Genomic DNA, 22,290 nt, shown 5'->3' with positions numbered 1-22,290 from the left:
TTCTACCTCTTTGGAGATACCCTGAATCCTTCGAAAAAATCGTTTTATTTCAACATGTTAAACGTACTAGACGGAGCGCCTCATGGGCCCCGGATTAACCCTCAATGCATTGGGAGTACACCCCCACCGTGGCAAGCCTTCGAGACAAGGCGCAGAATGCGAACACCGCCACAGCGACGATCAAGAACATGCCCCACTCCGAAAGCGAGCAGCTCGCCACACGCCATTCGATCGTGTTCAACACGCTGGTTGCCTTCGTCGTGATCATCGGGTTTTCGCTGATCAGCATGCTCGCCAGCCTGTACCTGGCCGACGCCCTGGAGGGTGATGCCGAAGCGATCAACCAGGCCGGCAGCCTGCGCATGCAGGCCTATCGCCTGGCCTTCACCGCCGAACATGGCCCGCAGGATCTGCTTGCCGAACGGATCGAGACACTCGAGCGCACACTGCGCTCGGCCTCGCTGCGCTCGGCGCTGCACCGTCATGGCGACACACCGCTGCCGGGGCTGCATGCCGGCGTGATGCAGCATTGGCAGGAGCGGATGCGACCGCTGCTCGATGCGCAACCGGCGCAGCTCGATGACTACCGTCAGGAAGCACCGGAGTTCGTCAGTGAGCTGGACGTCTTCGTACGCACCCTGCAGGAGGCATCCGAAGGCAAGCTCGGCGTCATCCGCGCCCTGCAGGCCGGCACCCTGTTCGTCATCGTGCTGATCGCCTTCGTGCTGATCTACGGCTTGCACAACAACCTGGCCTCCCCGCTGCGCAGCCTGACCAGGATGGCCCGCGACATCGGCAAGGGTGACTTCAGCGGCCAGGTGCAGATTCCCGGTGACACCGAACTGAGTCTGCTGGCGCGCACGCTGAACCAGATGAGCCAGGAGCTGGCCGGCCTCTACGCAGAAATGGAGCAGAAGGTCGACGACAAGACTGCCGCCCTCACCCGCAGCAATGCGACCCTGCAGTTGCTGTTCAACAGCGCGCGAATGCTCTACAGCCAGCCGGATGACCCCTCGCAGATGATGGGCTCGCTGCTGGCCAAGGTGCAGCAGATCCTCGGCACCGGCCCGATCTCGCTGTGCCTGAACCGTACCGCCGAAACCGGCAGCCACACCGCGATGACCTCGAACGACCTGCAGCCGCCGGAGTACTGCAAGCTGCCGCAATGCGATGTCTGCCTGGTCAACCAGACCGGCCGGTTGCCCAGCGGCGAGGAGCTGGTGACATTCGAGCTGCGCTCGGGCCAGGATGATCTCGGCTCGCTGCGCGTCGCTCATCCGGAAGGGCAACCACTGGAATCCTGGCAGACCTTGCTGCTGACGACCCTGGCTGACCTGTTCGCTGCCTCGCTGAGCCTCGCCCAGCTGGGTCAGAAACAGGCGCGCCTGGCGCTGATGGAGGAACGCGCGGTGATCGCCCGCGAACTGCATGACTCCCTGGCGCAGGCGCTGTCGGCGCAGAAGCTGCAACTGGCCCGCCTCAAGCGCCTGATGCAGAAGGAAAGCGGGCAGGCGCAGCTGGACGACAGCGTGCAGCAGATCGACCGCGGCCTGAACTCGGCCTATCGGCAGTTGCGCGAGCTGCTCACCACCTTCCGCATCAAGGTCAACGAACCGGGCCTCAAACCGGCGCTGCAGGCGACCGTCGAGGAGTTCGGCGCCAACTCCGGCCTGCAGATCATCAACGACTACCACCTGGACCACTGCCCGCTCACCCCCAACGAGGAGGTGCACTGCCTGCAGATCATCCGCGAGGCATTGAGCAACGTGGTCAAGCACGCCGAGGCCGACCACTGCTGGCTGAAGCTGACCCAGGACGAGATCGGCACCATCCACGTGAAAATCGAGGACGACGGGATCGGTATCAGCCCGGAAGAACAGCGTGCCGGCCATTACGGCCTGATCATCCTGCGCGAGCGCGCCAACAGCCTGAACGGCAACATCAGCATCGGCCTGCGCCCCGGTGGCGGCACCTCGGTGCATCTCCGCTTCCCGCCAGCCTATCGCCACATTCCCCTGAAACAGGAGCCAGTCACGTATGAACGAAGGGACATCCACACGAATCCTGCTGGTCGACGACCATCCCATGATGCGTCGGGGTCTGCGTGATCTGCTGGATCTGGAAGACGACCTGGAGCTGATTGGCGAGGCAGGCAACGGCGAAGAGGCGATCCGCCTGGCGCTGGAGATCGAACCCGATCTGATCCTGATGGACCTCAACATGCCGGGCATCGACGGCCTGGAAACCACCCGGCGCATGCGCGATGCCGACATCGACGCACGCATCGTCATGTTCACCGTCTCCGACGAGCAGAGCCACGTGCTCGAAGCGCTGCGCAACGGTGCTGACGGCTATCTGCTCAAGGACATGGACGCCGAGCAGCTGATCGAGCAGATCCGCATTGCCGCCACCGGACGCATGGCGCTCAGTCCGGAGCTGACCCAGGTGCTGGCCGAGGCGATCCGGGTCCGCCCGAAGCCTTCGGGCCAGGTGCAGTTCTCCAGCCTGACCAAACGCGAGAAGGAAGTGCTGCGCCTGATCGCCAAGGGCCAGAGCAACAAGATGATCGCGCGCAAGCTCGGCATCACCGAGGGTACGGTCAAGGTCCACGTGAAGAATCTGCTGCACAAGCTCGGTCTGCGCTCGCGGGTCGAGGCCGCGGTCTGGGTGCTGGAGAACGAAGCGAAAGCCTGACCACAGCACCACCGCCGGCGGTTTCTGTGCGCCAACACCCAACCCGCAGCGACGCCGGCACGCCCTTGACGATCATCAATGCCATCGCAGTCAAGCGCTCTATCGTCTCGTCCTCGCCGAGCTGACTACCCAGTCAGCATCGCGCCCCGCCCGGACGTAAGGAGCGCCCATGTTCAGATTCCTGCTACCCACCTCACTGCTGCTGGGCCTGCTGGCCGGCAGCCTGTCCTGCCAGGCCGCCATCAGTGACGCGGAGGCCGTCAACCGCGCCGGCATGCAACGCATGCTCAGCCAGCGCATCGCCAAGAACTACCTGATGATCGGCACCGATACCCGGGTCGATCTTGCCGGGACACAGCTCGACAGCAGCATTGCCAGCATCGAAGAGAATGCGCAGCTGCTCAACGATTACGCCCCCAGCGAAAGCATCCGCAAGGCGCTCAACGAGGCAAACCAGACCTGGGGTCAGTACCGGCAGATCGCGCTGACCCGACCGGATCGCGCACAGTCCGCCGAGCTGCTGCGCCTGGCCGAGCGCTTTCTCGGCCAGAGCGAAGCCCTGGTCCAGGAAATCGAGCGTCATAGCGGCAATCAGGCCGCACGCCTGGTCAATCGCAGCGGCCGCCAGCGCATGCTCAGCCAACGCATTGCCATGCTCTACCTGGCCATGAGCTGGAAGCTGCCGGAGCAACGCCTGCGCGGCGACTTCGACGCTGCGGTGGCCGAGTTCGAACGCGGCCTGGAAGAACTGCAGAAAGCGCCGCAGAACACCGAGCAGATCAGCCGCCAGCTCGAGCAGATCGACACCCAGTGGCGTTTCGCCCGCGCGGGATTCAGCCTGGCGGATGACTCCCGCTTCGTGCCGACCGTGATCGTCACCACCAGTGATTCGCTGCTGCGCAAGATCGAGCAGCTGACCCTGGACTACGAGCGCCTGGCTGGCAGCGCGCGCTGAGGGTCGACTACCTCTCCTGCTCAGAAAGAGGTATGGCTTAGGGGAAATGGGATAGCGGCACTGTGCAACCTAGCATGCCCTCCATCTAAGGGAGGGGTAGCCATGCTGACGGGCTCTGCAGTGCTGAATACCTTGCGTCGTCATCATCTGTTCAGCGGGCTGGCAGAAGCGGCGCTGCAGGATATTGCGGCGCATACCACGGTGAAGCGCCTGCCAGCGGGTTGCACGCTGTTCCATCAGGGCGATGCCGCCGAGCACTTTCACGTGCTGATCAATGGGCAGGTCAAGCTGCACCGGGTCACCTGCGATGGCCAGGAGAAGGTCATCGAGGTGGTCCGTCCCGGCGAGGCCTTCGCCGAGGCGATGCTGTTCAACAAGCTCCCCGAGCATCCGCTGAGCGCCACCACGCTCAAGGAAAGCCTGGTGCTCAACGTGCAGAACAGTCATTACCTGCGCCTGCTGGAGACCCAGCCGCAGCTGTGCATGCAGCTGCTCAGCAGCCTCAGCGCACGCCTCAATCAGCGCCTGCACCAGATCGATAACCTGACTTCATCGAACGTCTGTCAGCGCGTCGTGCGTTATCTGTTCCAGGAACTGCAGGCCGCGCGCAGCGGTGTGATCGACCTGGACCTGCCCAAGCGCCTGATCGCTTCACAACTGGGTATCCAGCCGGAGACGCTGTCACGCATCCTGCATCGCCTGACCGATGCCGGGCTGATCGCGGTGCAGCGCCGGCGCATCGAAATCCTCGATCAGCACAGCCTCTCGGCCTACCTCGAAGCAGCGGCCTGAATGCCTAGGCGGCAGGATCGCCACGCCGGAACGGCTGTGGCGCCGCTTCCGCCGGAGACGGCTCGACTGGCGGCGGGCCATCGCCGAGCTTGAACGGTTGCGGCGGCTCGCTGACCAGCCTGCGGGTGGCGGGCGCCATGCGTTGCGGCTCGGGCTCCGGGCGCTCGCGAATGACGTGCCAGGCAAACCCGGCGAGCAACGCCGCCAGCACACGGTAGATCAGCGAGGCCAGATCGAAGCCGACCAGCGCACCGCCGTCCAGCCAAAGCGACACCAGCCTGCCCAGCACCAGTGCCGCCATGGTGATCATCAACATCATCAACGCCGGTCGCGCGCGCTCCGGTTCACGCGCAGCCCACAGCAGGAACAGCGCCAGGCCCAGCTGCAGCCCGCCGTAGTAGACCCGCATATGACTGACCGAGGCGCTCTCCATCAGCAGCATGCCGTTCAGATTGGCCATCTCGTAGGGCCAAAGCCAGTAGGCGAGGCTCAGGCAGGCCATGACCAGCGCCTGCGCAAGCAGAACGAAACGGGCAAAACGCATCGAAAACTCTCCTGATGTGCGACTCGGTATCCCGGTAGGTCAGAGACTGTTTCAAACGCACTTGGTTCGCCCGGCCAGCCGCCAGCGATGCGCTGTGACGCTCGACCGGCTCACCGGCAATCGCTTCTACCTCCTACGAAGGCGATACCCCATCGGCAGGATCGGCCGGCTACCGGCCACTTACTACCATCCGACCGCGGAGGTAACTGATCATGTCCAAACAGTCCACACACCTGGCCGTGCTTCGCAACCATCCGCTGTTCAACGGGCTGCCCGAATCGGCGCTCGACGAGCTTGAACAGGCAACCTGCAGCAGACGACTGCAAGCCGGCCAGACCCTTTATTACCAGGGCGACAGCGCCCAGAACTTCTTCATCCTTGTCCACGGCCAGCTCAAGCTGCACCGCCATAGCAGCGACGGCAACGAGCATGTCCTCGGCATCGTGCGTCCCGGTGGCGCACTGGGCGAGACGCTGCTGTACGACAGGCGGCCGAGCCATCTGCTCACCGCCACAGCACTGCGCGACTCGCTGGTGATCCAGATACACAACGCCAGCTACCGCAACCTGCTCGAGCGCTACCCACGACTGGCGCCGGCGCTGCTCGCCCGGCTGAGCGAGCGGCTCAACCAGCGCCTGGAAGACATCGACAACCTGGCCACGTCCAGCGCCAACCATCGCGTTGCGCGCTTCCTCATGCTTCGGCAGAAGGGCAACAGCGGCGTGGTCGAGCTGGACATACCCAAGCGGCTGATCGCGTCCAAGCTGGGCATCCAACCGGAGACGCTGTCGCGCATCCTGCATCGCCTGTCCGATGCCGGACTGATCAGCATGCAGAGCCGGCGCATCGACATTCTCGACCAGCGCAAGCTTGCGGCCTTTCTCCACGATTCGGTCGATCAGCGCTGCCATCCAATGGGCACCGGCAGCCTGACCACGCTGCGCAAAGCCGGCTGATGCCGTCCGGCGCCGACCGTCGGAACCTGCAAACGCTGAAACATGTGGCACGCAGGAATTGCGGCCCGGCCGCCGGACGAGCGCTATGCTGCACACCTCGCCTGTCGGAGTAATCCTATGCGCCGCCTTCTGCTGCTGCCCGTCCTGTTCGCCGGCTTTGCCCAGGCGGCCGAGCCCATCGCGATCGACGTCTACCGCGACCCCAACTGCGGCTGCTGCGAAGCCTGGATCGACCACCTGGAAGCCAACGGCTTCACGGTGACCGACCACGTGGTCAACGACATGACCTCGGTAAAGATGGAGCACCGTGTTCCGCATCGCCTCGGCTCCTGTCACACCGGCGTGATCGACGGCAAGTTCGTCGAGGGCCATGTGCCGGCCGCCGACATCCTCAAGCTGCGCGCACAGCCGGACCTGATCGGCGCTGCGGTGCCGGGCATGCCGGTCGGCTCACCCGGCATGGAGATGGGCGAGCGCAAGGATGCCTTCAAGGTCATCGGCGTCAGCAGGCAGGGCAAGGAACGTGTGCTTTCCGAGTACCCCGGCAACTAGCCAGCGATTCAACGTGGCTGCTGTTGCAGCTTTTTCGCGCTGAACGGGTCTTAACGGGAGCAGCGGCCGCTTCGGCGCTGCGTACTCAACCCGTGAACCGTTCAGAGGGGCAACTCATGCGCTGGAATCGCGCCCGACGCAGCGACAACGTAGTGGACGCCCGAGGCCGCAGCGGCATGCGTCTCGGCGGCGGCCTGGGCCTGGGCGGCATTGCCATCGTTGTGATCATCGGCCTGCTCTCCGGCCAGGACCCGCTGCAGATTCTCGGCCAACTGGCCAACCAGGGTGGGCCTGCAGTTACCCAGCAGAGCCAGCGGCCAGCCGGCGATGACCCGCAGACCGAGTTCGTCCGGGCCATTCTCGGCGACACCGAAGACACCTGGCGGGCCCTGTTCCAGCAGCACGGCGCGCAGTACCGCGACCCGACCCTGGTGCTGTTTCGCGGCGGCGTGAATTCAGCCTGCGGCTTCGCCAGTTCGGCGGTGGGCCCGTTCTATTGCCCGGGCGACCAGCAGGTCTACCTCGATCTGCAGTTCTTCGACGAAATGGCCCAGCGCTTCTCAGCCTCCGGTGACTTCGCCCAGGCGTACGTCATCGCCCATGAAGTCGGCCACCACGTGCAGACCCTGCTCGGCGTTTCGCAGCAGATGCAGGCCGCCCGCCAGCGCGGTGCGAAGATGGAAGGCGACAACGGTCTGCTGGTGCGCCAGGAACTGCAGGCCGACTGCTTCGCCGGTGTCTGGGCCTATCACGCGCAGCAGCGTCATGACTGGCTGGAGGAAGGCGACCTGGAAGAGGCACTGAACGCCGCCAACGCCATCGGTGATGACAACCTGCAGAAGCGCAGCCAGGGCCGCGTGGTGCCGGATGCCTTCACCCACGGCACCTCGGCGCAGCGGGTGCGCTGGTTCCGCGATGGCTTCGAGCACGGTGACCCGACACGCTGCGACACCTTCAAGGCCGCGCGGCTGTAGGGACGGCAGGCTCGGGTCAGGTCACTCCTGCGGGCTCGTTATGGTTTACGGCCGGGTGGGTACGAAGGGCGCCGACGCGTGTCGTCATCATCCGCAGTGCCGCGTTCAAGCCTCGCCCGAAGACAGCAGCCCGTGCAGAACCCGGCAATCCCGCGCGTACAGATCGGTCAGCTCCGGCCATTCGTTGTGCGGCACGTTCACCAGCACACCGCGCGCGCCCGCTGCCCTGGCGCATTCCAGATCGAAGCGGTAGTCGCCGACCATCAGCATCGCCGCCGGGGCCACGCCCCAACGCTGCGCCAAATGCAGCAGTCCGCCCGGATGCGGCTTGGGCGGCGCTTCGTCGCGACCGAGAATGTCCTCAGGCAGAAAGCAGTCGCCCATGCCGACCGCATCCAGGGTCACCTTCGCCAGCTCGTGGGCGTTGCGCGTGAGCACGCCAAGCCGGCAGCCACGCTCGCGCAGCGTGTGCAACAGCTCGCGGGCGCCTTCTGCCGGGCGTGCGGCATAGGCCAGTTCACGCTCGTGTTCGAGCAACCAGGCGTGCTTGGCCGCCGCTTCCTCGGCCGGCAGCGCCGCCAGATGATGGAGGATGTCGTCTTCCTCGGGGATCTCCAGCGCACGGCGGATCGCGGCGAAATCGTGCACGGCGATGGTCAGGGTGCCGTCCATGTCGAACACCCAGTGCCGCACCTCGGCGATCCTCACATCCAGTCCTCGCGCACGCGGATCAGGCCTTCCTGCGCCACCGAGGCGACCAGCTGGCCCTGGCGGTTGAAGATGCTGCCACGGGCGAAGCCGCGCGCATTGCCGGCCCAGGGGCTGTCGATGGAGTACAGCAGCCAGTCGTCCATCTTCACCTCGCGGTGGAACCAGATGGCGTGATCGAGGCTGGCCAGCTGAATGAACTTGCTCCACGAACTGACGCCATGGGGCTGCAGCGCGGTGCCGATAAAGCTGAAGTCCGAGGCGTAGGCCAGCAGGTACTTGTGCAGCGCAGGGCTGTCGGGCAGCGAGCCGTCAGCGCGGAACCACAGGTGGCGCACCGGCTCGATCGGCTGCGGATTGGCCGGATCGACCAGGGTCACCGGGCGGATCTCGATGGGCTTGGGCCGACGCAGCTTTTCCATCACCCGCTCGGGCACCATCGGCGACAGCTTGTGCAGCAGCTCCCACTCGTTGGGCAGGTCGTCCGGCCCAACCACGTCCGGCATCGGCAACTGGTGCTCGTAGCCGCTCTCCCCGGCCTGGAACGAGGCGATGCCGGTGAAGATGGTCTGCCCCTTCTGGATCGCGCTGACCCGGCGCGTGGTGAAGCTGCCGCCATCGCGCACCCGATCGACGTCGTACACCACCGGCTGGTGCGAGTCGCCAGGACGCAGGAAATAGCCGTGCAGCGAATGCACATGGCGCTCCGGCGTCACCGTCTGGCTGGCAGCGGAGATCACCTGGCCGAGGACCTGGCCGCCGAACAGCTGGGGAAAGCCGAGATCCTGGCTGGCACCGCGGAAGAGGTTTTCCTCGATGCGTTCCAGGGTCAGCAGGTTGACCAGCCCGTCGAGTATCTGAGTCATGTCGGCTTCCTTGTTAGGGGGCATGCAGGCGCGCCATGTTACGGATTTCGCCGAAATCGCTCCAGCAACAGTGCTTATTGTCGCCAATCGCCCCGCTGCAGGCGGTAGAGCACCTGCAAATGCAGAGGGTGTTCAGGCGCCAGATCGGGATGGCCGAACGAGCTTGCGTGCTCCGCGCGCATGCCGAGCCCTTCCAGCAGCTGCGTGGCCGGCTCGTTGATCTGCGCCGCACAGGCGACCACCTCGGGCAGGCCGAGCTCGCCAAAGGCGCAGTCAAGTACAGCTTGCGCGGCCTCATGGACCAGACCCTGCCCCCACTGATCGCAGGCCACGGCCCAGAGCAGCTCGAGCGCGGGCGTCGGCGAAGGCAAGGAACACGAGGCGAGCCCGCAGTAACCGATGAACGCCTTGCTGTCCTTGCGCTCCAGCGCCCACAGGCCGAAGCGGTGACGCACGAAGTGCAAGCGACTGCGCACCATCAGCGCCGCACAGTCGTCACGCGACATCAGCGCCGAGCAATAGCGCATCACTTCCGGGTCGGCACACATCCGTGCCAGGGGCTCGAGGTCCTCGTCGTGCCAGTTGCGCAAACGTAGCCGCGAGGTTTCCAGTGCGATTCGTTCGACCAATCCCTGCTCCCTTGAGCGCGCCGAGGGCCAGCCTGCATACTGCGGCGCACATCCATCGACCACGCGTGGTTCATGTCGCTTCCCCTGATTTTCCACGATGATTACAGCCCGCCCCTGCCGCCGGGCCATCGCTTCCCCATGGAGAAGTTCCGTCTGCTGCGCGACCATCTGGTCACACTGGGTTTGACCACAGACGCAACGCTATTGCGCCCCGAGCTGTGCAGCCACGACATTCTGGCGCTGGCACACGATCCTGACTACGTCCGGCGCTACTGCAGCGGCGAGATGGGCCGCGACGAGCTGCGCCGCCTCGGCCTGCCCTGGAGCCCGGAGCTGGCGCAGCGCACCGTGCGGGCGGTAGGCGGCTCGCTGCTGGCGGCTGAACAGGCCCTGCAGCACGGCCTGGCCTGCCATCTGGCGGGTGGCACGCACCACGCCCACCGCGACCACGCCTCGGGTTTCTGCATCTTCAACGATCTGGCGGTGATCGCGCTGTATCTGCTGGAAAGCGGGCGTGTCGGCCGCGTGCTGGTCTTCGACTGCGACGTGCATCAGGGCGACGGCACCGCGCGCATCCTGGAGAACGTGCCGGATGCGGTGACCGTCTCGCTGCACTGCGAGAAGAACTTCCCCACCCGCAAGGCCCACAGCGACTGGGACATCCCGCTGCCGCCGGGCATGGGCGACGAGGCCTACCTCAGGGTGGTGCACGACACCCTGAACTACCTGCTGCCGATCTACCAGCCGGACCTGGTGCTCTATGACGCCGGCGTCGACGTCCACCGCGACGACGCCCTGGGCCTGCTCTCGCTGACCGACGCCGGGCTCGCAGCGCGCGACAGCGCGGTGCTCGATCACTGCCTGGGCCGCGACATCCCGGTGGTGGGGCTGATCGGCGGTGGCTACGACAAGGACCGCGCCCTGCTCGCCCGCCGCCACGCGACCTTGCATGTCAGCGCCCACTCGGCCTGGCAGCGCCACGGGCTCGGCTGAGCAACCGTCAGCGGCTACAATGCCCGCCCCGCTCGCCTGCCCGGTTGCCGCCATGCCCCAGCCCGCCTCCTCTTTTCGCGTCGCCGTCATCGGTGGTGGTCCGGCCGGCCTGATGGCCGCCGAGGTGCTCGGCCAGGCAGGCGTGAATGTCGACCTGTATGACGCCATGCCCTCGGTGGGGCGCAAGTTCCTGCTGGCCGGGGTTGGCGGCATGAACATCACCCACGCCGAGGACTACGCTGACTTCGCCAGCCGCTACGGCGAGCGCGCCGGCGACCTGCGTCCGCTGCTCGATGCCTTCTCCCCGGATGCGCTGCGCGAGTGGATTCACGGGCTGGGCATCGACACCTTCGTCGGCAGTTCCGGCCGGGTTTTTCCCACCGACATGAAGGCCGCGCCGTTGCTGCGCGCCTGGCTCAAGCGCCTGCGCGAAAGCGGCGTGCAGCTGCACACCCGCCAGCGCTGGCTGGGCTGGGACGAGCATGGCGCGCTGCGTATCGCCGGACCGCAAGGCGAAATCCGGGTCGCGGCGGACGCCACCCTGCTCGCCCTCGGCGGCGGCAGTTGGGCCAGACTGGGCTCGGATGGCGCCTGGGTGCCCTTGCTGCACGACCGCGGGATCGCCATCGCGCCGCTGCAGCCGGCCAATTGTGGCTTCGAGGTAGCCGGCTGGAGCGAGCACCTGCGGGAGAAGTTCGCCGGCGCGCCGCTGAAGACGGTCAGCCTGGCGTTGCCCGGCGAAGCACCGCGCAAGGGCGAGTTCGTGCTCACCGCCACGGGCATCGAGGGCAGCCTGGTCTATGCACTGTCCGCGCGCATCCGTGAGGCGATCAATCGCGACGGCACCGCCACCGTGCTGCTCGACCTGCTGCCCGATCGCAGCCAGGCGCAGATCGCCGACGCCCTGGCCAGACCGCGCGGTTCGCAGTCGATGGCCAAGCACCTGCATCGCCAGCTGAGGCTCGATGGGGTCAAGGCCGGGCTGTTACGCGAACTGAGCGATGCGGCAACTTTCCAGGATCCGCAGGCGCTGGCCGCGGCCATCAAGGCGCTGCCGATCCGCCTGCTGCGCCCGCGCCCGCTGGACGAAGCCATCAGCAGCGCTGGCGGCGTACCGTTCGAAGCGCTGGACGCCAACCTCATGCTGCGCCAGCTGCCCGGCGTGTTCTGCGCCGGTGAGATGCTCGACTGGGAGGCACCAACCGGCGGCTACCTGCTGACCGCCTGTTTCGCCAGCGGAAGGGCCGCGGCCGAGGGCATGCTGCGCTGGCGGCGCGACCACGAGTCACTCGCCGGTTGGCCCGCGCGCTGCTAGCTTCAGTTGCAGAGCGCGCCGCAAGCAGTACCCCGCTTGGCGTGCGAGGACGAACACGCGCGAGGCAACATCGATGGCGGTCAACGCAATCCCGGTGGATCAACGTGTCATCGACATCGACTCCAGGCGCTTCGCCTCGATCGAAAAGGCGCTGGTCGAACTGATCACCAACAGCGACGACAGCTACGCCCGACTGGAAGCAGCGGGCGTGGCAGTTTCCGGGCAGCTCCTCGTGCAGTACGAGCGCCACAGGCGCGGCGCCCTGCTGGCGGTCACCGATCACGCCCAGGGCATGTCGTTCGCCGCCGCCTGCGCCATTCTCAGCTATGGCGGCGCACACAGCCCGCTGGCGCAGGGTACCGGTGGCGGGCGCGGCTATTTTGGCCGCGGTCTCAAGCAGGCGATCTTCGGCCTTGGCTACGGCTGGCTGGAAACCATCCATGATGGCCGGCTGTCGCGGATCGAGCTGTTCCGCGCCGAGAACGGCGGCTATCTCTACGATGACGGTGGCCAGGATCGCGCGGTGACCGAGCGCGACCGTGAGCGCCTCGGCATTGCCGGCAACGGCACGCGCGTCGCCATCATCATCGAAAGCAGCCAGGTGCGTATTGCCCAATTCAGCGCCCTGACCGAGTCGCTGGCCAACAACATCTATCTGCGCGACGTGCTCGGCCGTCGGCACTTGGAGATGGCGCATCTGCGTGACGGTGTCGAGATCGAGCGCAGCGGGCGTATTCGTTTCGAGGAACCGCCGTCACTGTTGTTGCTTGGCCCGGACCTGCCGGGCGAATTCCACTGCGACGGCCAGACCTTTGCCTTCAGCCTGACGCTCAAGCGTGCACTGGACGCACAACTGGTGCTGCGCGGCGATGAGCGCACCAGCGGCCTGCTGGTGCTTTCCGGCACGGCGGCGCTGGATTGCCAGCTGTTCGATTACGAGAACCAGGTCGGCACCGAATACCTGTTCGGCACCGTTCGCTGCCCGGCGCTCAGCGAGCAGCTCGGCCAGGGCGTCGCGGTGATCAGCGACGAGCGCGCCGGCCTGAACCTGAAGACACCCTTGGTGGCGGCGTTCGCCCGGGCGGTCAGTCAGTTGATCGCCCCGTTCGTGATGGCCGAGCAGGAAAAGCTCAGGCACCTGGAACGCGCCACCACCTCCGGGCGCACCGCGCACATGATCGAGCACCTGTTGCAGCGCATGAGCCAGGCGGCGATTCACGACTTCGGCATCGTGGCGCCGGCCAGCGCGACGACAGGCCCCTCCGGCACCGATGTGCGACCGGCCGCGCTGCGCTTCAGCACGCCGTTCTACTATCGCCAGCCGAATCATTCGTTTCACGTCAGGCTGCTGATCGACCCGCAGCAGCTTGCCGCGGACGCGGTCCTGCAGGTGGACGCCAGCCTCAGCGACGGGCTGAGCATCGATCCGCCGCCCGCGCCTGTTCCGCTACAGGCACTACGCGACAAGCCGTGCGTGGAGTGGACGGTCAGCGGCCAGTCGGCGGCCGGTCATGGCGAGATCGTCGTGCGCGCCGGCAACTACCTGGCCTGGTGCGAGATCGTTATCGCCGAGCACGCGTCGACACATGCTCACCACTACCCGGCGGGGCAATACCATGCTGCCGCGCGCCGCCCTTCGCGCGATCACGGCGAGGCCATGTTCACCGGCTACGAGTTCCGCTATCTCGGCGAAGACCAGGACCGCGCCGTCTACAGCCCGGAAGAACGCAAGATCCTGATCAACACCGCGGCACCCACCGTGCAGCTGTACGTCGACGGCCACGGCAACTTCCGCGACTCGGCACGCCTGCTGCTGGCCGAGCTGTTCATGGACGTGATCGCCGAAGAACTGGCGCGCTGGAAGCTCGGCAGGTCGGGGCTGGCCGAGGACGTCGCCGCGTTCCATGACGCCAAGCGCGAGATCATCCGCCGCTACGGCAGCGACATTCACCTGTCCTTCATGCGCGGCTGAGGCCAGCTACCCGGCGCGCCGCCTTACATCTTCATCACGATCCGGCCTTCGATGCGACCGGCGCGCATGTCATCTAGGATCTGGTTGATGTTGTCGAGGCTGTCGGTGTGGATGGTCGCCTTGACCTGGCCTTCACCGGCGAAGTCCAGCGCCTCCTGCAGATCGGCGCGGGTGCCGACGATGGAGCCGGTGATGCTGATCGCCTTGAGCACCACATCGAAGATCGGCGTCGGGAAGTCTCCCGGCGGCAGACCAACCAGCGCGACAGTGCCACGCCGCCGGGCCATGCCGATGGCCTGACCGAAGGCACTGTTGGATACGGCAGTCACCAGTACGCCGTGAGCCCCGCCGATGTCGCGCTGCACCACTTCCACGGGGTTTTCCGTGCGTGCGTTGATGGTCAGATTGGCCCCCAGACGCTTGGCCAGCTCAAGCTTGGCGTCATCCACATCGACTGCCACCACGTGCAGGCCCATGGCCTTGGCGTATTGCACCGCGACGTGGCCGAGGCCGCCAATACCCGAGATCACCACCCATTGGCCGGGCCGCGCTCCGGTGACTTTCAGCCCTTTGTAGACGGTGACTCCGGCACACAGAATCGGCGCAATCTCGTCGAACTCGACGCTCTTCGGCAGGATGCCGACGTAGTTCGGGTCCGCCAGCACATACTCGGCATAGCCGCCGTTCACCGAGTAACCGGTGTTCTGCTGGCCTTCGCAGAGCGTTTCCCAGCCGGTCAGGCAGTGTTCGCAGCAGCCACAGGCGGTGTACAGCCAGGGTACGCCGACGCGATCACCCTCTTTCACGCGCGTGACGCCGGCGCCGACGGCGGAGACATGGCCCACACCTTCATGGCCGGGGATAAACGGCAGTGCCGGCTTGACCGGCCAATCGCCTTCGGCAGCGTGCAGGTCGGTGTGACACACACCGGAGGCGGCAATCTTCACCAGAATCTGGCCGGGGCCGGGCATCGGCACCTTGACTTCCTCGAGGCGCAGCGGCTCGCCGAAGGCGTGTACCACTGCAGCTTTCATGGTCTGGGTCATGGGCTAGCTCCTTCATGCGGGACGTTCGAGTCTGCATTGGCGCAGACCCGATCAGCCTAGACCCGGATCGATCGTCGCGTGACCCTCTGGACCGCCGGTCGGCGGCGAAGACGCGTGTGTTGCAGTACGCCATGACAGGGTTGTTGCTGTCGGCGCCATTGAGCCTGTGACGGGAGCACTGTGGAAATGGCTTCGCCGATTCCACCCTACGCTGCGATCAGCGCTTCTTCGCCGGCTTGCCGCCACCCAGGCTTGGCACCTTGCGAATCGGCCTGGCATTGGGCTTTTCGCTCTCGTCGAACCAGTTGCCGAGATGGATCTTGCCCTTGCCGCCGGCATCCTTGGCCTTTTTCGGTTTCTTCGGCTTCTTGATGATCTGCCCGCCCAGCGTGGTGGTCGGCACACGATGGTCCGGCACGAAGCCCAGCTCGTCGTGGCGCGGCAGCACCTGATTGATCAGGGTTTCGATGGCGGCGAGCTGATCGACCTCGTCGGCACTGACCAGCGAAACCGCCTCACCCGTGGCGCCGGCGCGGCCGGTACGGCCGATGCGGTGCACGTAGTCTTCGGCGACGATCGGCAGGTCGAAGTTGACCACCTGCGGCAGGTCGTGGATATCCAGCCCGCGCGCGGCGACATCGGTCGCCACCAGCACCTGCACCTCGCCCGCCTTGAAGCGCTCCAGCGCGCGCAGACGCGAGGCCTGCGGCTTGTCGCCGTGGATCGCATCGCTGGAAATGCCCGCGGCCTGCAGCTCGTCCACCAGCTGGTCGACGCCCTTGCGCGTCTTGACGAACACCAGCACCTGCCCCCAGCGCTTGTCCGCCAGCAGATGCAGGAACAGCTCGCTCTTGCGCTTCTTGTCCACCGGCACCAGCCACTGCTTGACCGTCTTCGCCGCGGCGTTGCGTGGGCTGACCTCGACCGACAGCGGATCGCGCAGCAGCTCGCGGGCCATCTGCCGGATCGCCTCGGAGAAGGTCGCGGAGAACAGCAGGGTCTGGCGCTTCTTCGGCAGTGCGGCGAACAGTTGGTCCAGCTCGTCGGCGAAACCGAGGTCGAGCATGCGATCGGCCTCGTCGAGCACCAGCGCCTGCAGCTGATTGAAGCCCACGGCGTTCTGCCGGTAGAGATCGAGCAGGCGCCCGGGCGTCGCCACCAGCACATCGATGCCCTTGCGCAGCGCCATCATCTGCGGGTTGATGCTGACCCCGCCGTACACCGCGTAGGTGCGCAGTGGCAGGTTCTGCCCGTAGACACGAAAGCTCTCGTGGACCTGCTCGGCCAGCTCGCGGGTCGGCACCAGTACCAGCGCGCGCACCGAATTGCTCGCCACCTTGGCGCCTTCCATGGTCAGGCGCTGCAGCAACGGCAGGGCGAAGCCGGCGGTCTTGCCGGTGCCGGTCTGCGCCGCTGCCATCAGGTCGCGGCCCTTGAGCACGGCGGGAATGGCTTGGATCTGCACCGGCGTCGGCTTGCGGTAGTCGAGGGTTTCCAGGGTCCGCAGCAGCGGATCGATCAGGCCCAGGGAGGCGAAGGTCATGGCAGGCTCGCAGCGCCGTTTCGGCGGGATGAAAAAGGGCGGATTCTAGCAGCTGCGCGGCAGGGCTCGCTCGGCCTCACCTGTTGGCGAAACAACCCTCCGAACGGGTTTACGTTTTGCCACAACCGGCGCTGGCGGCGAACAACGCACTGCCGCAGGATAGGCGCGGCGCCGCGGCGTCACCCCCCATCTTCACGGAGACATCGATGGAAGCGCTGCTCGCCCACGGCCCCTTCGCCGAATTCGCCATGCTGCTGATCATCTCGGCGGTGGTCGGCGCGATTGCCGTGAGCCTGCGTCAGCCCTTGCTGATCTCCTACATCGTGGTCGGCATTCTGCTCGGTCCGGCGCTGTTCGGCCCGGTCAATGCGGCCGAGCAGATCCACCTGCTGGCCGAAATCGGCGTCGCCGTGCTGCTGTTCGTGGTGGGGCTCAAGCTCGACCTCGCGCATATCCGCAATATCGGCCCGGTGGCGCTGGCCACGGGGCTCGGGCAACTGACCTTCACCATCATCTTCGGCTTCGCGCTCACCCTGCTGATGGGCAAGAGCGCCATGGAGGCGATCTACATTGCCGTGGCGCTGACCTTCTCCAGCACCATCATCATCGTCAAGCTGCTCTCGGACAAACACGAGCTGGACTCGCTGCACGGGCGCATCGCGGTCGGCTTTCTGATCGTCCAGGACCTTGCCGTGGTGCTGGCGATGATGACCATGAGCGCCCTGCGCGGCGCCGGCGATGCCGGCTGGGCCGAGGTCTCCGGCTCGCTGCTGCTGCGTCTGGCTGGCGCAGCCATCGTGATGTACGTGCTGATGCGCTACATCCTGCCGAAGCTGGTCAGCCGCATGGCGCGCTCGCAGGAGCTGCTGCTGATCTTCGCCATCGCCTGGGGCACCGGGTTGGCTGCGCTGGGCGACTATGTCGGCTTCAGCAAGGAGGCCGGGGCCTTCGTTGCCGGCTTCTCGCTGGCCTCCACGGCGTATCGCGAGGCGATGAATGCGCGACTGACCGGTATCCGCGACTTCATGCTGCTGTTCTTCTTCATCGACCTGGGCGGCAGGCTGGATTTCTCCACACTCGGCAACGAAATCCTGCCGGCTGTCGTGCTGGCGTTGTTCGTGCTGATCGGCAATCCGCTGATCGTCATGGCGATCATGGGCTACATGGGTTATCGCAAGCGCACCGGCTTTCTTGCCGGGCTGACGGTGGCGCAGATCAGCGAGTTCTCCATCGTCTTCGTCGCCATGGGCATCACCCTCGGTCATGTCGGGCCGCAAGCGCTGGGGCTGACGACGCTGGTCGGGCTGGTGACCATCATGCTCTCGACCTACATGATCCTGTTCTCGCAACCGCTCTACGAAAGGCTGGCACCCTGGCTCGGCGTGTTCGAGCGCAAACGCCCCTATCGCGAACTGGAAGTGGAGGCACTGGGGAAGCCGCAGGGCCATCCGCGCATCATCGTCTTCGGCCTGGGCCGCTATGGCTCGCGCCTGTTGCAGCAGTTGGCGGCGGCTCGGATGCCCGTGCTTGGCGTTGATTTCGACCCGGAAGCCGTGCGCACCCTGCGTCGCAGCAAGCTGCCGGTACGTTTCGGCGACGGCGAGGACCCCAGCTTTCTCGAGTCCCTGCCGCTTGAGCATGCCGAATGGGTGGTCACCAGTTTTCCGCAGTGGGAGGCCAATCGCGCCTTTCTGCACGCCCTCAAGCATGCCGGATTCCAGGGCAAGATCGCCGGAGTGGTGCGCGACGACCAGCATGGCAAGGCGCTGGATGCAGCCGGTGTCGCGCGCGTGCTGAACCCTTTTACCGATGCCGCGGATTTCGCCGCAAGCAGCCTCATCGAGGAGCTCGGCACCAAGCCCAGACCCCCCACGCACCCCGTTGCGAAGCACTGAAGGCTGCCGTACGTGCCGCGCTGGCAGACCAGCGGACTACAGCAAAAGGCCGTTCCGCCGCTAACCTGCCATCAGCCCGGCCCCAATCGAGTGAGCCCATGAGTTCAAGCAACACCCGCAACGCCCCAGCTGCCGATGCCCATGCCTGCCATGGCGCCAGCGAACACGGTGCCTGCCCCAGCTGCGCCAGCGGCGAACGCCTGGGGTTCGGCTTCAGCTATGCCTTTCAACCGATCATCGACCTGCGCAGCCGGCAGATCTTCGCCCACGAAGCCCTGGTACGCGGTCCGGGCGGCGAGCCGGCCCCCACCGTGCTGTCGCAGGTCAACGAGGACAATCGGTTTCGCTTCGACCAGGCCGGCCGGGTCAGGGCGATCAAGACCGCCGCCAAGCTGGGCATGCAGAGCAAGCTGTCGATCAACTTCATGCCCAATGCGATCTATCGTCCCGAGCTGTGCATCCGCTCGACGCTGGAGGCCGCCCGCGCCCATGACTTTCCGATCGAGAGAATCATCTTCGAGACCGTCGAAGGCGAGCGCATCAGCGACGGCAAGTGGCTGACCGAGGTGTTCCGCGAGTACCAGCGCATCGGCTTTCTCACCGCCATCGACGACTTCGGTGCGGGCTTCGCCGGGCTCAATCTGCTGGCCGACTTCCAGCCGGACATCATCAAGCTGGACATGGACCTGATCCGCGGCATCGACCAGCGCCGCCCGCGCCAGGCCATCGTCCGGGCAACGGTGGCGATGTGCGAAGAACTGGGTATCCAGGTGATTGGCGAAGGTATCGAGACCGCCGACGAATGCAGCGCCCTGTTCGACCTCGGCATTCACCTGATGCAGGGCTATCTGTTCAGCCGGCCGCTGTTCGAGGCCTGTGGCCAGGCGGAACAGCTGGCCTGGCCGCAGTGATCAGCCGCGCAGCAGCTTGAGCAGTTCCTCTGCCGCCGCTTCCGATGAAGCGGGGTTCTGCCCGGTGACCAGCAAGCCGTCGACCTGCACGTAGGGCTCCCAGTCCGCGCCCTTGCTGTACTGACCACCACGCTCGCGCAGCCGGTCCTCGAGCAGGAACGGCACCACCTCGGTCAGCTCCACACCGGCTTCCTCGCCATTGGTGAAACCGGTGACGCGCTTGCCCTTGACCAGGTATTCGCCATCCTTGCCCCGCACCTCGCTCAACGCCGCCGGTGCATGGCAGACCGCGGCCACCGGCTTGTCGGCCTTGACGAAGGATTCGATCAGCGCAATGGAGGTCGGGTTGTCCACCAGATCCCACAGCGGGCCGTGGCCACCGGGGTAGAACACCGCGTCGAAATCCTCGGCCGAGACCTGATCCAGACGATAGGTGTTGGCCAGCAGCGTCTGCGCCTCGCCATCCCCGTTGAAGCGCTCGGTGGCCTCGGTCTGGGCATCGGGTTCGTCGCTCTTCGGGTCGAGCGGCGGCTCGCCGCCCTCGGGTGACGCGAGCACCACCTGTGCGCCGGCATCCATGAAGACGTAATACGGCGCGGCGAATTCCTCCAGCCAGAAGCCGGTCTTTTTGCCGGTGTCACCCAGCTGGTCGTGGGACGTGAGCACGATGAGAATCTTCATGGAGCCTCCTTGTTGAAGCGCGACGTGAACAGTTGAGACTGTAGTCACGGGCACATTGCTCCGCTGCCGAATCACATCCATGGAAAAGGGCGCCGCAGCGCCCTCAAGAACCACCGTTGCGGTCAGATGCGGAAGCTGTCCACCAGCTGCTTGAGCCGGCGCGCCTGCTGATCCAGGTCACCACAGGCCCGCAGCGTCGACTGCAGGTTCTCCACGCCCTGCTGGTTAAGCGTGTTGATCTCGGTGATGTCCATGTTCAGCGACTCGATCACCGCGGTCTGCTCCTCGGTGGCGGTGGCCACCGACTGGTTCATGCCGTCGATCTCGCCGATGCGCTGGGTCACCTCGCCGAGGCGCTCGCCGGCGCGGTCGGCGATGGAGACGCTCGACTCGCTCTGGCGCTGGCTTTCGGTCATGGTCTGCACCGAGGCGCCGGCGCCGACCTGCAGCTGCTCGATCATCTGCTGGATTTCCTGCGCCGAACTCTGGGTGCGGNCTCGATCATCTGCTGGATTTCCTGCGCCGAACTCTGGGTGCGGTGCGCCAGGTTGCGCACCTCATCGGCGACCACGGCGAAACCGCGGCCCGCCTCGCCGGCCCGTGCCGCTTCGATGGCGGCGTTCAGGGCGAGCAGGTTGGTCTGCTCGGAAATGCCCTTGATCACTTCGAGAATCTGGCCGATGTCCACCGTCTTGGCGTTGAGCGCCTCGATCTGCGCACAGGAGGCGCTGATCTTCGCCGACAGCTCGCGCATCGCGGCAATGTTCTGCTCCACCACCTGGCGACCGTCCTCGGCCTGATGCCGGGCGCCGCTGGCCTGCTGCGAGGCATCGGCCGCGTTGCGCGCAATCTCCTGCGCGGCAGCGCCGAGCTCGTTGATCGCCGCCGCCACGCTGTTGGTGCGGCTGGCCTGCTCATCGGAGTTGGCCATCGAGGAGTTGGACGCGGCCAACACCCGGGCGGCAACCTCATTGACCTGCTGCGTCGCCGAGGACACCTCGCGGATCGAGGTGTGGATTCGCTCGACGAAGCGGTTGAAGGCCGAGGCCAGTTCGCCGAACTCGTCCTTCGATTGCACCGCGAGCCGCCGGGTCAGGTCGCCCTCGCCTTCAGCGATGTTCGCCATGGCACGGCCCATGTCGGTGAGGGGGCGCATCAGCACGCGCATCAGCATGCCGAGCAGCAGCAGGATCACGCCAACGGCGATCAGCGCGGCAACCACCGCGGAGGTGCGGAAACTGTCCAGCGCGGCGTAGGCCTTGGCCTTGTCCAGGGAGATACCGACGTACCAGGTCACCGAAGGCAGGCCCTGCACGCGGCTGAAGCTGAGGATGCGCGTCTGCCCGTCCAGTTCGACCTCGCTGTAGTTGGCGTCCAGCGATGGCGTGTGCCCGGGGAACAGTTCGCCAAGGGATTTCATCACCTTGCTGCCGTCCGGATGCACCAGAATCTTGCCGTCGCCGCTGACCAAAAACGCATGCCCCATGCCGTTGAAGTCCAGCGCGTTGATGATTTCCACCAGCACCTTGAGCCCCAGGTCACCGCCGACGACGCCAATGTTGCGACCGTTCTGCTGCGCCGGAGTGGCGATGGATATGACCAGCTCGCCGCTTGCCGCATCCACATAGGGTTCGGTCAGCGTCGAGCCACCGGCAGCGATCGCGTCCTTGTACCAGGGGCGCGCGCGTGGATCGTAGTCGGCAGGCATCTCTTCGGCAGGCCGCATGAGGAAGCTGCCGTCCTGCCCACCGAGGTAACTGAACATGAAGGTCGAAGCCAGCGCCTTCTGTTCGAGCAGCTCGGCCACGCGCGATTCGGCGTCATCGCTACCGATGCTCTGCGCGGCGCTTTCCACCAGCAGGATACGGCCGGACAACCAGTTCTGGATGTTGTGCGCGGTGACATCACCCATCTCGTCGAGGTAGCTGTTGAGATTGTCGCGAATGGCATTGCGCTGCAGGTAATCGTTGAACAGGGTGAACAACGAGAAGGTCGCGATCACGATCAGGGATGCGGCCAGAAGGATCTTGTGGCTGAACTTCAGGTGCTTGGGCATGGCGTGGTCCGCAACGGTTGGGGCAGATGAACAACCTTGTTCCGTGCGCCAGATCCCTGGCTTTCAATCAAAGTGTCGGCCACGCCCAGCCGAACTTTACGATCAGATGACATCGATCAACTCATACACCAGGCCTGTCGGCACCCGGTACCGCGCCCTGACCGTAGTCGCGGCCTCGGAAACAGAAACGCCAGCCTCGCGGCTGGCG

The 22,290-nt window shown here is 65.7% G+C and carries 19 protein-coding genes and 1 pseudogene; 12 read left to right on the top strand and 8 right to left on the bottom strand.

Annotated features, from left to right (window positions below; all coding sequences use genetic code 11):
* Positions 1-128 precede the first annotated feature (128 nt).
* The 4 genes from EA798_RS19710 (at position 129) to EA798_RS19695 (ending at position 4,441) form a co-directional block, all read left to right on the top strand.
* Positions 129-2,108, top strand: a complete 1,980-nt coding sequence (locus EA798_RS19710) for an ATP-binding protein (RefSeq protein WP_122100056.1) — start codon at positions 129-131, stop codon at positions 2,106-2,108.
* Positions 2,086-2,694, top strand: a complete 609-nt coding sequence (gene narL, locus EA798_RS19705; RefSeq protein ID WP_244221299.1) for a two-component system response regulator NarL — start codon at positions 2,086-2,088, stop codon at positions 2,692-2,694. The genes EA798_RS19710 and narL overlap by 23 nt, the downstream gene beginning before the upstream one ends.
* Positions 2,695-2,863: 169 nt before the next feature.
* Positions 2,864-3,649, top strand: coding sequence for a type IV pili methyl-accepting chemotaxis transducer N-terminal domain-containing protein (locus EA798_RS19700; RefSeq protein ID WP_122100034.1), 786 nt, complete (start codon positions 2,864-2,866; stop codon positions 3,647-3,649).
* Positions 3,650-3,751: 102 nt separating this feature from the next.
* On the top strand, positions 3,752-4,441 hold the full coding sequence (locus tag EA798_RS19695; RefSeq protein ID WP_015278203.1) for a Crp/Fnr family transcriptional regulator: 690 nt from the start codon (positions 3,752-3,754) through the stop codon (positions 4,439-4,441).
* A 4-nt stretch (positions 4,442-4,445) separates the two neighbouring features.
* On the opposite strand, the gene EA798_RS19690 is transcribed toward EA798_RS19695, so the two are convergent.
* The gene (locus EA798_RS19690; RefSeq protein ID WP_015278204.1) at positions 4,446-4,985 is read right to left on the bottom strand and encodes a DUF4345 domain-containing protein; all 540 of its coding nucleotides are present in this window, start codon (positions 4,983-4,985) and stop codon (positions 4,446-4,448) included.
* Positions 4,986-5,197: 212 nt separating this feature from the next.
* Between EA798_RS19690 and EA798_RS19685 the strand changes: the two genes are divergently transcribed.
* From EA798_RS19685 to ypfJ, 3 genes are all read left to right on the top strand, one after another.
* Complete coding sequence (locus tag EA798_RS19685) at positions 5,198-5,941, top strand: Crp/Fnr family transcriptional regulator (protein ID WP_122100033.1); 744 nt, start codon at positions 5,198-5,200, stop codon at positions 5,939-5,941.
* A gap of 117 nt (positions 5,942-6,058) precedes the next feature.
* Complete coding sequence (locus tag EA798_RS19680) at positions 6,059-6,493, top strand: DUF411 domain-containing protein (RefSeq protein ID WP_122100032.1); 435 nt, start codon at positions 6,059-6,061, stop codon at positions 6,491-6,493.
* A gap of 116 nt (positions 6,494-6,609) precedes the next feature.
* A complete protein-coding gene (gene ypfJ / locus EA798_RS19675; protein WP_106155853.1) occupies positions 6,610-7,467 on the top strand; it encodes a KPN_02809 family neutral zinc metallopeptidase in 858 nt (285 codons plus the stop codon).
* A gap of 105 nt (positions 7,468-7,572) precedes the next feature.
* Here ypfJ and EA798_RS19670 read toward each other — a convergent pair whose 3' ends face one another.
* The 3 genes from EA798_RS19670 to EA798_RS19660 form a co-directional block, all read right to left on the bottom strand.
* Entirely contained in the window at positions 7,573-8,175 is a 603-nt protein-coding gene (locus EA798_RS19670; RefSeq protein WP_015278208.1) for an HAD family hydrolase, read from the bottom strand.
* A complete protein-coding gene (gene tesB, locus EA798_RS19665) occupies positions 8,172-9,041 on the bottom strand; it encodes an acyl-CoA thioesterase II (RefSeq protein ID WP_015278209.1) in 870 nt (289 codons plus the stop codon). Before tesB ends, EA798_RS19670 begins: the two co-directional genes overlap by 4 nt.
* Before the next feature lie 74 nt (positions 9,042-9,115).
* Positions 9,116-9,670, bottom strand: coding sequence for a GNAT family N-acetyltransferase (locus tag EA798_RS19660; RefSeq protein ID WP_122100031.1), 555 nt, complete (start codon positions 9,668-9,670; stop codon positions 9,116-9,118).
* A gap of 72 nt (positions 9,671-9,742) precedes the next feature.
* Here EA798_RS19660 and EA798_RS19655 point away from each other — a divergent pair, with 72 nt between their 5' ends.
* From EA798_RS19655 to EA798_RS19645, 3 genes are all read left to right on the top strand, one after another.
* Positions 9,743-10,663 (top strand): histone deacetylase family protein, encoded by a 921-nt coding sequence (locus EA798_RS19655; RefSeq protein ID WP_122100030.1) that lies wholly within the window; start codon positions 9,743-9,745, stop codon positions 10,661-10,663.
* A gap of 19 nt (positions 10,664-10,682) precedes the next feature.
* Positions 10,683-11,978 (top strand): BaiN/RdsA family NAD(P)/FAD-dependent oxidoreductase, encoded by a 1,296-nt coding sequence (locus EA798_RS19650; RefSeq protein ID WP_122100029.1) that lies wholly within the window; start codon positions 10,683-10,685, stop codon positions 11,976-11,978.
* Positions 11,979-12,051: 73 nt separating this feature from the next.
* On the top strand, positions 12,052-13,950 hold the full coding sequence (locus tag EA798_RS19645; RefSeq protein WP_122100028.1) for an ATP-binding protein: 1,899 nt from the start codon (positions 12,052-12,054) through the stop codon (positions 13,948-13,950).
* Positions 13,951-13,973: 23 nt separating this feature from the next.
* On the opposite strand, the gene adhP is transcribed toward EA798_RS19645, so the two are convergent.
* Entirely contained in the window at positions 13,974-14,996 is a 1,023-nt protein-coding gene (gene adhP / locus EA798_RS19640; RefSeq protein ID WP_122100027.1) for an alcohol dehydrogenase AdhP, read from the bottom strand.
* 217 nt (positions 14,997-15,213) lie between these two features.
* Entirely contained in the window at positions 15,214-16,539 is a 1,326-nt protein-coding gene (locus tag EA798_RS19635; RefSeq protein WP_122100026.1) for an RNA helicase RhlE1, read from the bottom strand.
* A 206-nt stretch (positions 16,540-16,745) separates the two neighbouring features.
* Between EA798_RS19635 and EA798_RS19630 the strand changes: the two genes are divergently transcribed.
* Complete coding sequence (locus EA798_RS19630; RefSeq protein WP_106155861.1) at positions 16,746-18,434, top strand: cation:proton antiporter; 1,689 nt, start codon at positions 16,746-16,748, stop codon at positions 18,432-18,434.
* A 98-nt stretch (positions 18,435-18,532) separates the two neighbouring features.
* Complete coding sequence (gene rimA / locus EA798_RS19625; protein ID WP_122100025.1) at positions 18,533-19,345, top strand: S6 modification regulatory phosphodiesterase RimA; 813 nt, start codon at positions 18,533-18,535, stop codon at positions 19,343-19,345.
* Here rimA and EA798_RS19620 read toward each other — a convergent pair whose 3' ends face one another.
* Together EA798_RS19620 and EA798_RS19615 are read right to left on the bottom strand one after the other, a co-directional pair.
* Positions 19,346-20,026: a type 1 glutamine amidotransferase domain-containing protein gene (locus tag EA798_RS19620; RefSeq protein ID WP_106155863.1), complete on the bottom strand. Its 681-nt coding sequence runs from the start codon at positions 20,024-20,026 to the stop codon at positions 19,346-19,348.
* A 122-nt stretch (positions 20,027-20,148) separates the two neighbouring features.
* Positions 20,149-22,082 (bottom strand): annotated as a pseudogene (locus EA798_RS19615) (methyl-accepting chemotaxis protein).
* Between the last annotated feature and the right edge of the window lie 208 nt (positions 22,083-22,290).

This window comes from Pseudomonas songnenensis, from assembly GCF_003696315.1.
GTDB lineage: Bacteria > Pseudomonadota > Gammaproteobacteria > Pseudomonadales > Pseudomonadaceae > Stutzerimonas > Stutzerimonas songnenensis.
Note: the sequence above shows the minus strand (reverse complement) of the source record. Positions and strands in the feature narration are given on the sequence as shown.

Coding starts and splice junctions, on each gene's coding strand:
- narL (WP_244221299.1), top strand. CDS start 2,086: ATGATGCGTCGGGGTCTGCGTGATCTGCTGGATCTGGAAGACGACCTG.
- EA798_RS19700 (WP_122100034.1), top strand. CDS start 2,864: ATGTTCAGATTCCTGCTACCCACCTCACTGCTGCTGGGCCTGCTGGCC.
- EA798_RS19695 (WP_015278203.1), top strand. CDS start 3,752: ATGCTGACGGGCTCTGCAGTGCTGAATACCTTGCGTCGTCATCATCTG.
- EA798_RS19690 (WP_015278204.1), bottom strand. CDS start 4,985: ATGCGTTTTGCCCGTTTCGTTCTGCTTGCGCAGGCGCTGGTCATGGCC.
- EA798_RS19685 (WP_122100033.1), top strand. CDS start 5,198: ATGTCCAAACAGTCCACACACCTGGCCGTGCTTCGCAACCATCCGCTG.
- EA798_RS19680 (WP_122100032.1), top strand. CDS start 6,059: ATGCGCCGCCTTCTGCTGCTGCCCGTCCTGTTCGCCGGCTTTGCCCAG.
- ypfJ (WP_106155853.1), top strand. CDS start 6,610: ATGCGCTGGAATCGCGCCCGACGCAGCGACAACGTAGTGGACGCCCGA.
- tesB (WP_015278209.1), bottom strand. CDS start 9,041: ATGACTCAGATACTCGACGGGCTGGTCAACCTGCTGACCCTGGAACGC.
- EA798_RS19655 (WP_122100030.1), top strand. CDS start 9,743: ATGTCGCTTCCCCTGATTTTCCACGATGATTACAGCCCGCCCCTGCCG.
- EA798_RS19650 (WP_122100029.1), top strand. CDS start 10,683: ATGCCCGCCCCGCTCGCCTGCCCGGTTGCCGCCATGCCCCAGCCCGCC.
- EA798_RS19645 (WP_122100028.1), top strand. CDS start 12,052: ATGGCGGTCAACGCAATCCCGGTGGATCAACGTGTCATCGACATCGAC.
- adhP (WP_122100027.1), bottom strand. CDS start 14,996: ATGACCCAGACCATGAAAGCTGCAGTGGTACACGCCTTCGGCGAGCCG.
- EA798_RS19635 (WP_122100026.1), bottom strand. CDS start 16,539: ATGACCTTCGCCTCCCTGGGCCTGATCGATCCGCTGCTGCGGACCCTG.
- EA798_RS19630 (WP_106155861.1), top strand. CDS start 16,746: ATGGAAGCGCTGCTCGCCCACGGCCCCTTCGCCGAATTCGCCATGCTG.
- rimA (WP_122100025.1), top strand. CDS start 18,533: ATGAGTTCAAGCAACACCCGCAACGCCCCAGCTGCCGATGCCCATGCC.
- EA798_RS19620 (WP_106155863.1), bottom strand. CDS start 20,026: ATGAAGATTCTCATCGTGCTCACGTCCCACGACCAGCTGGGTGACACC.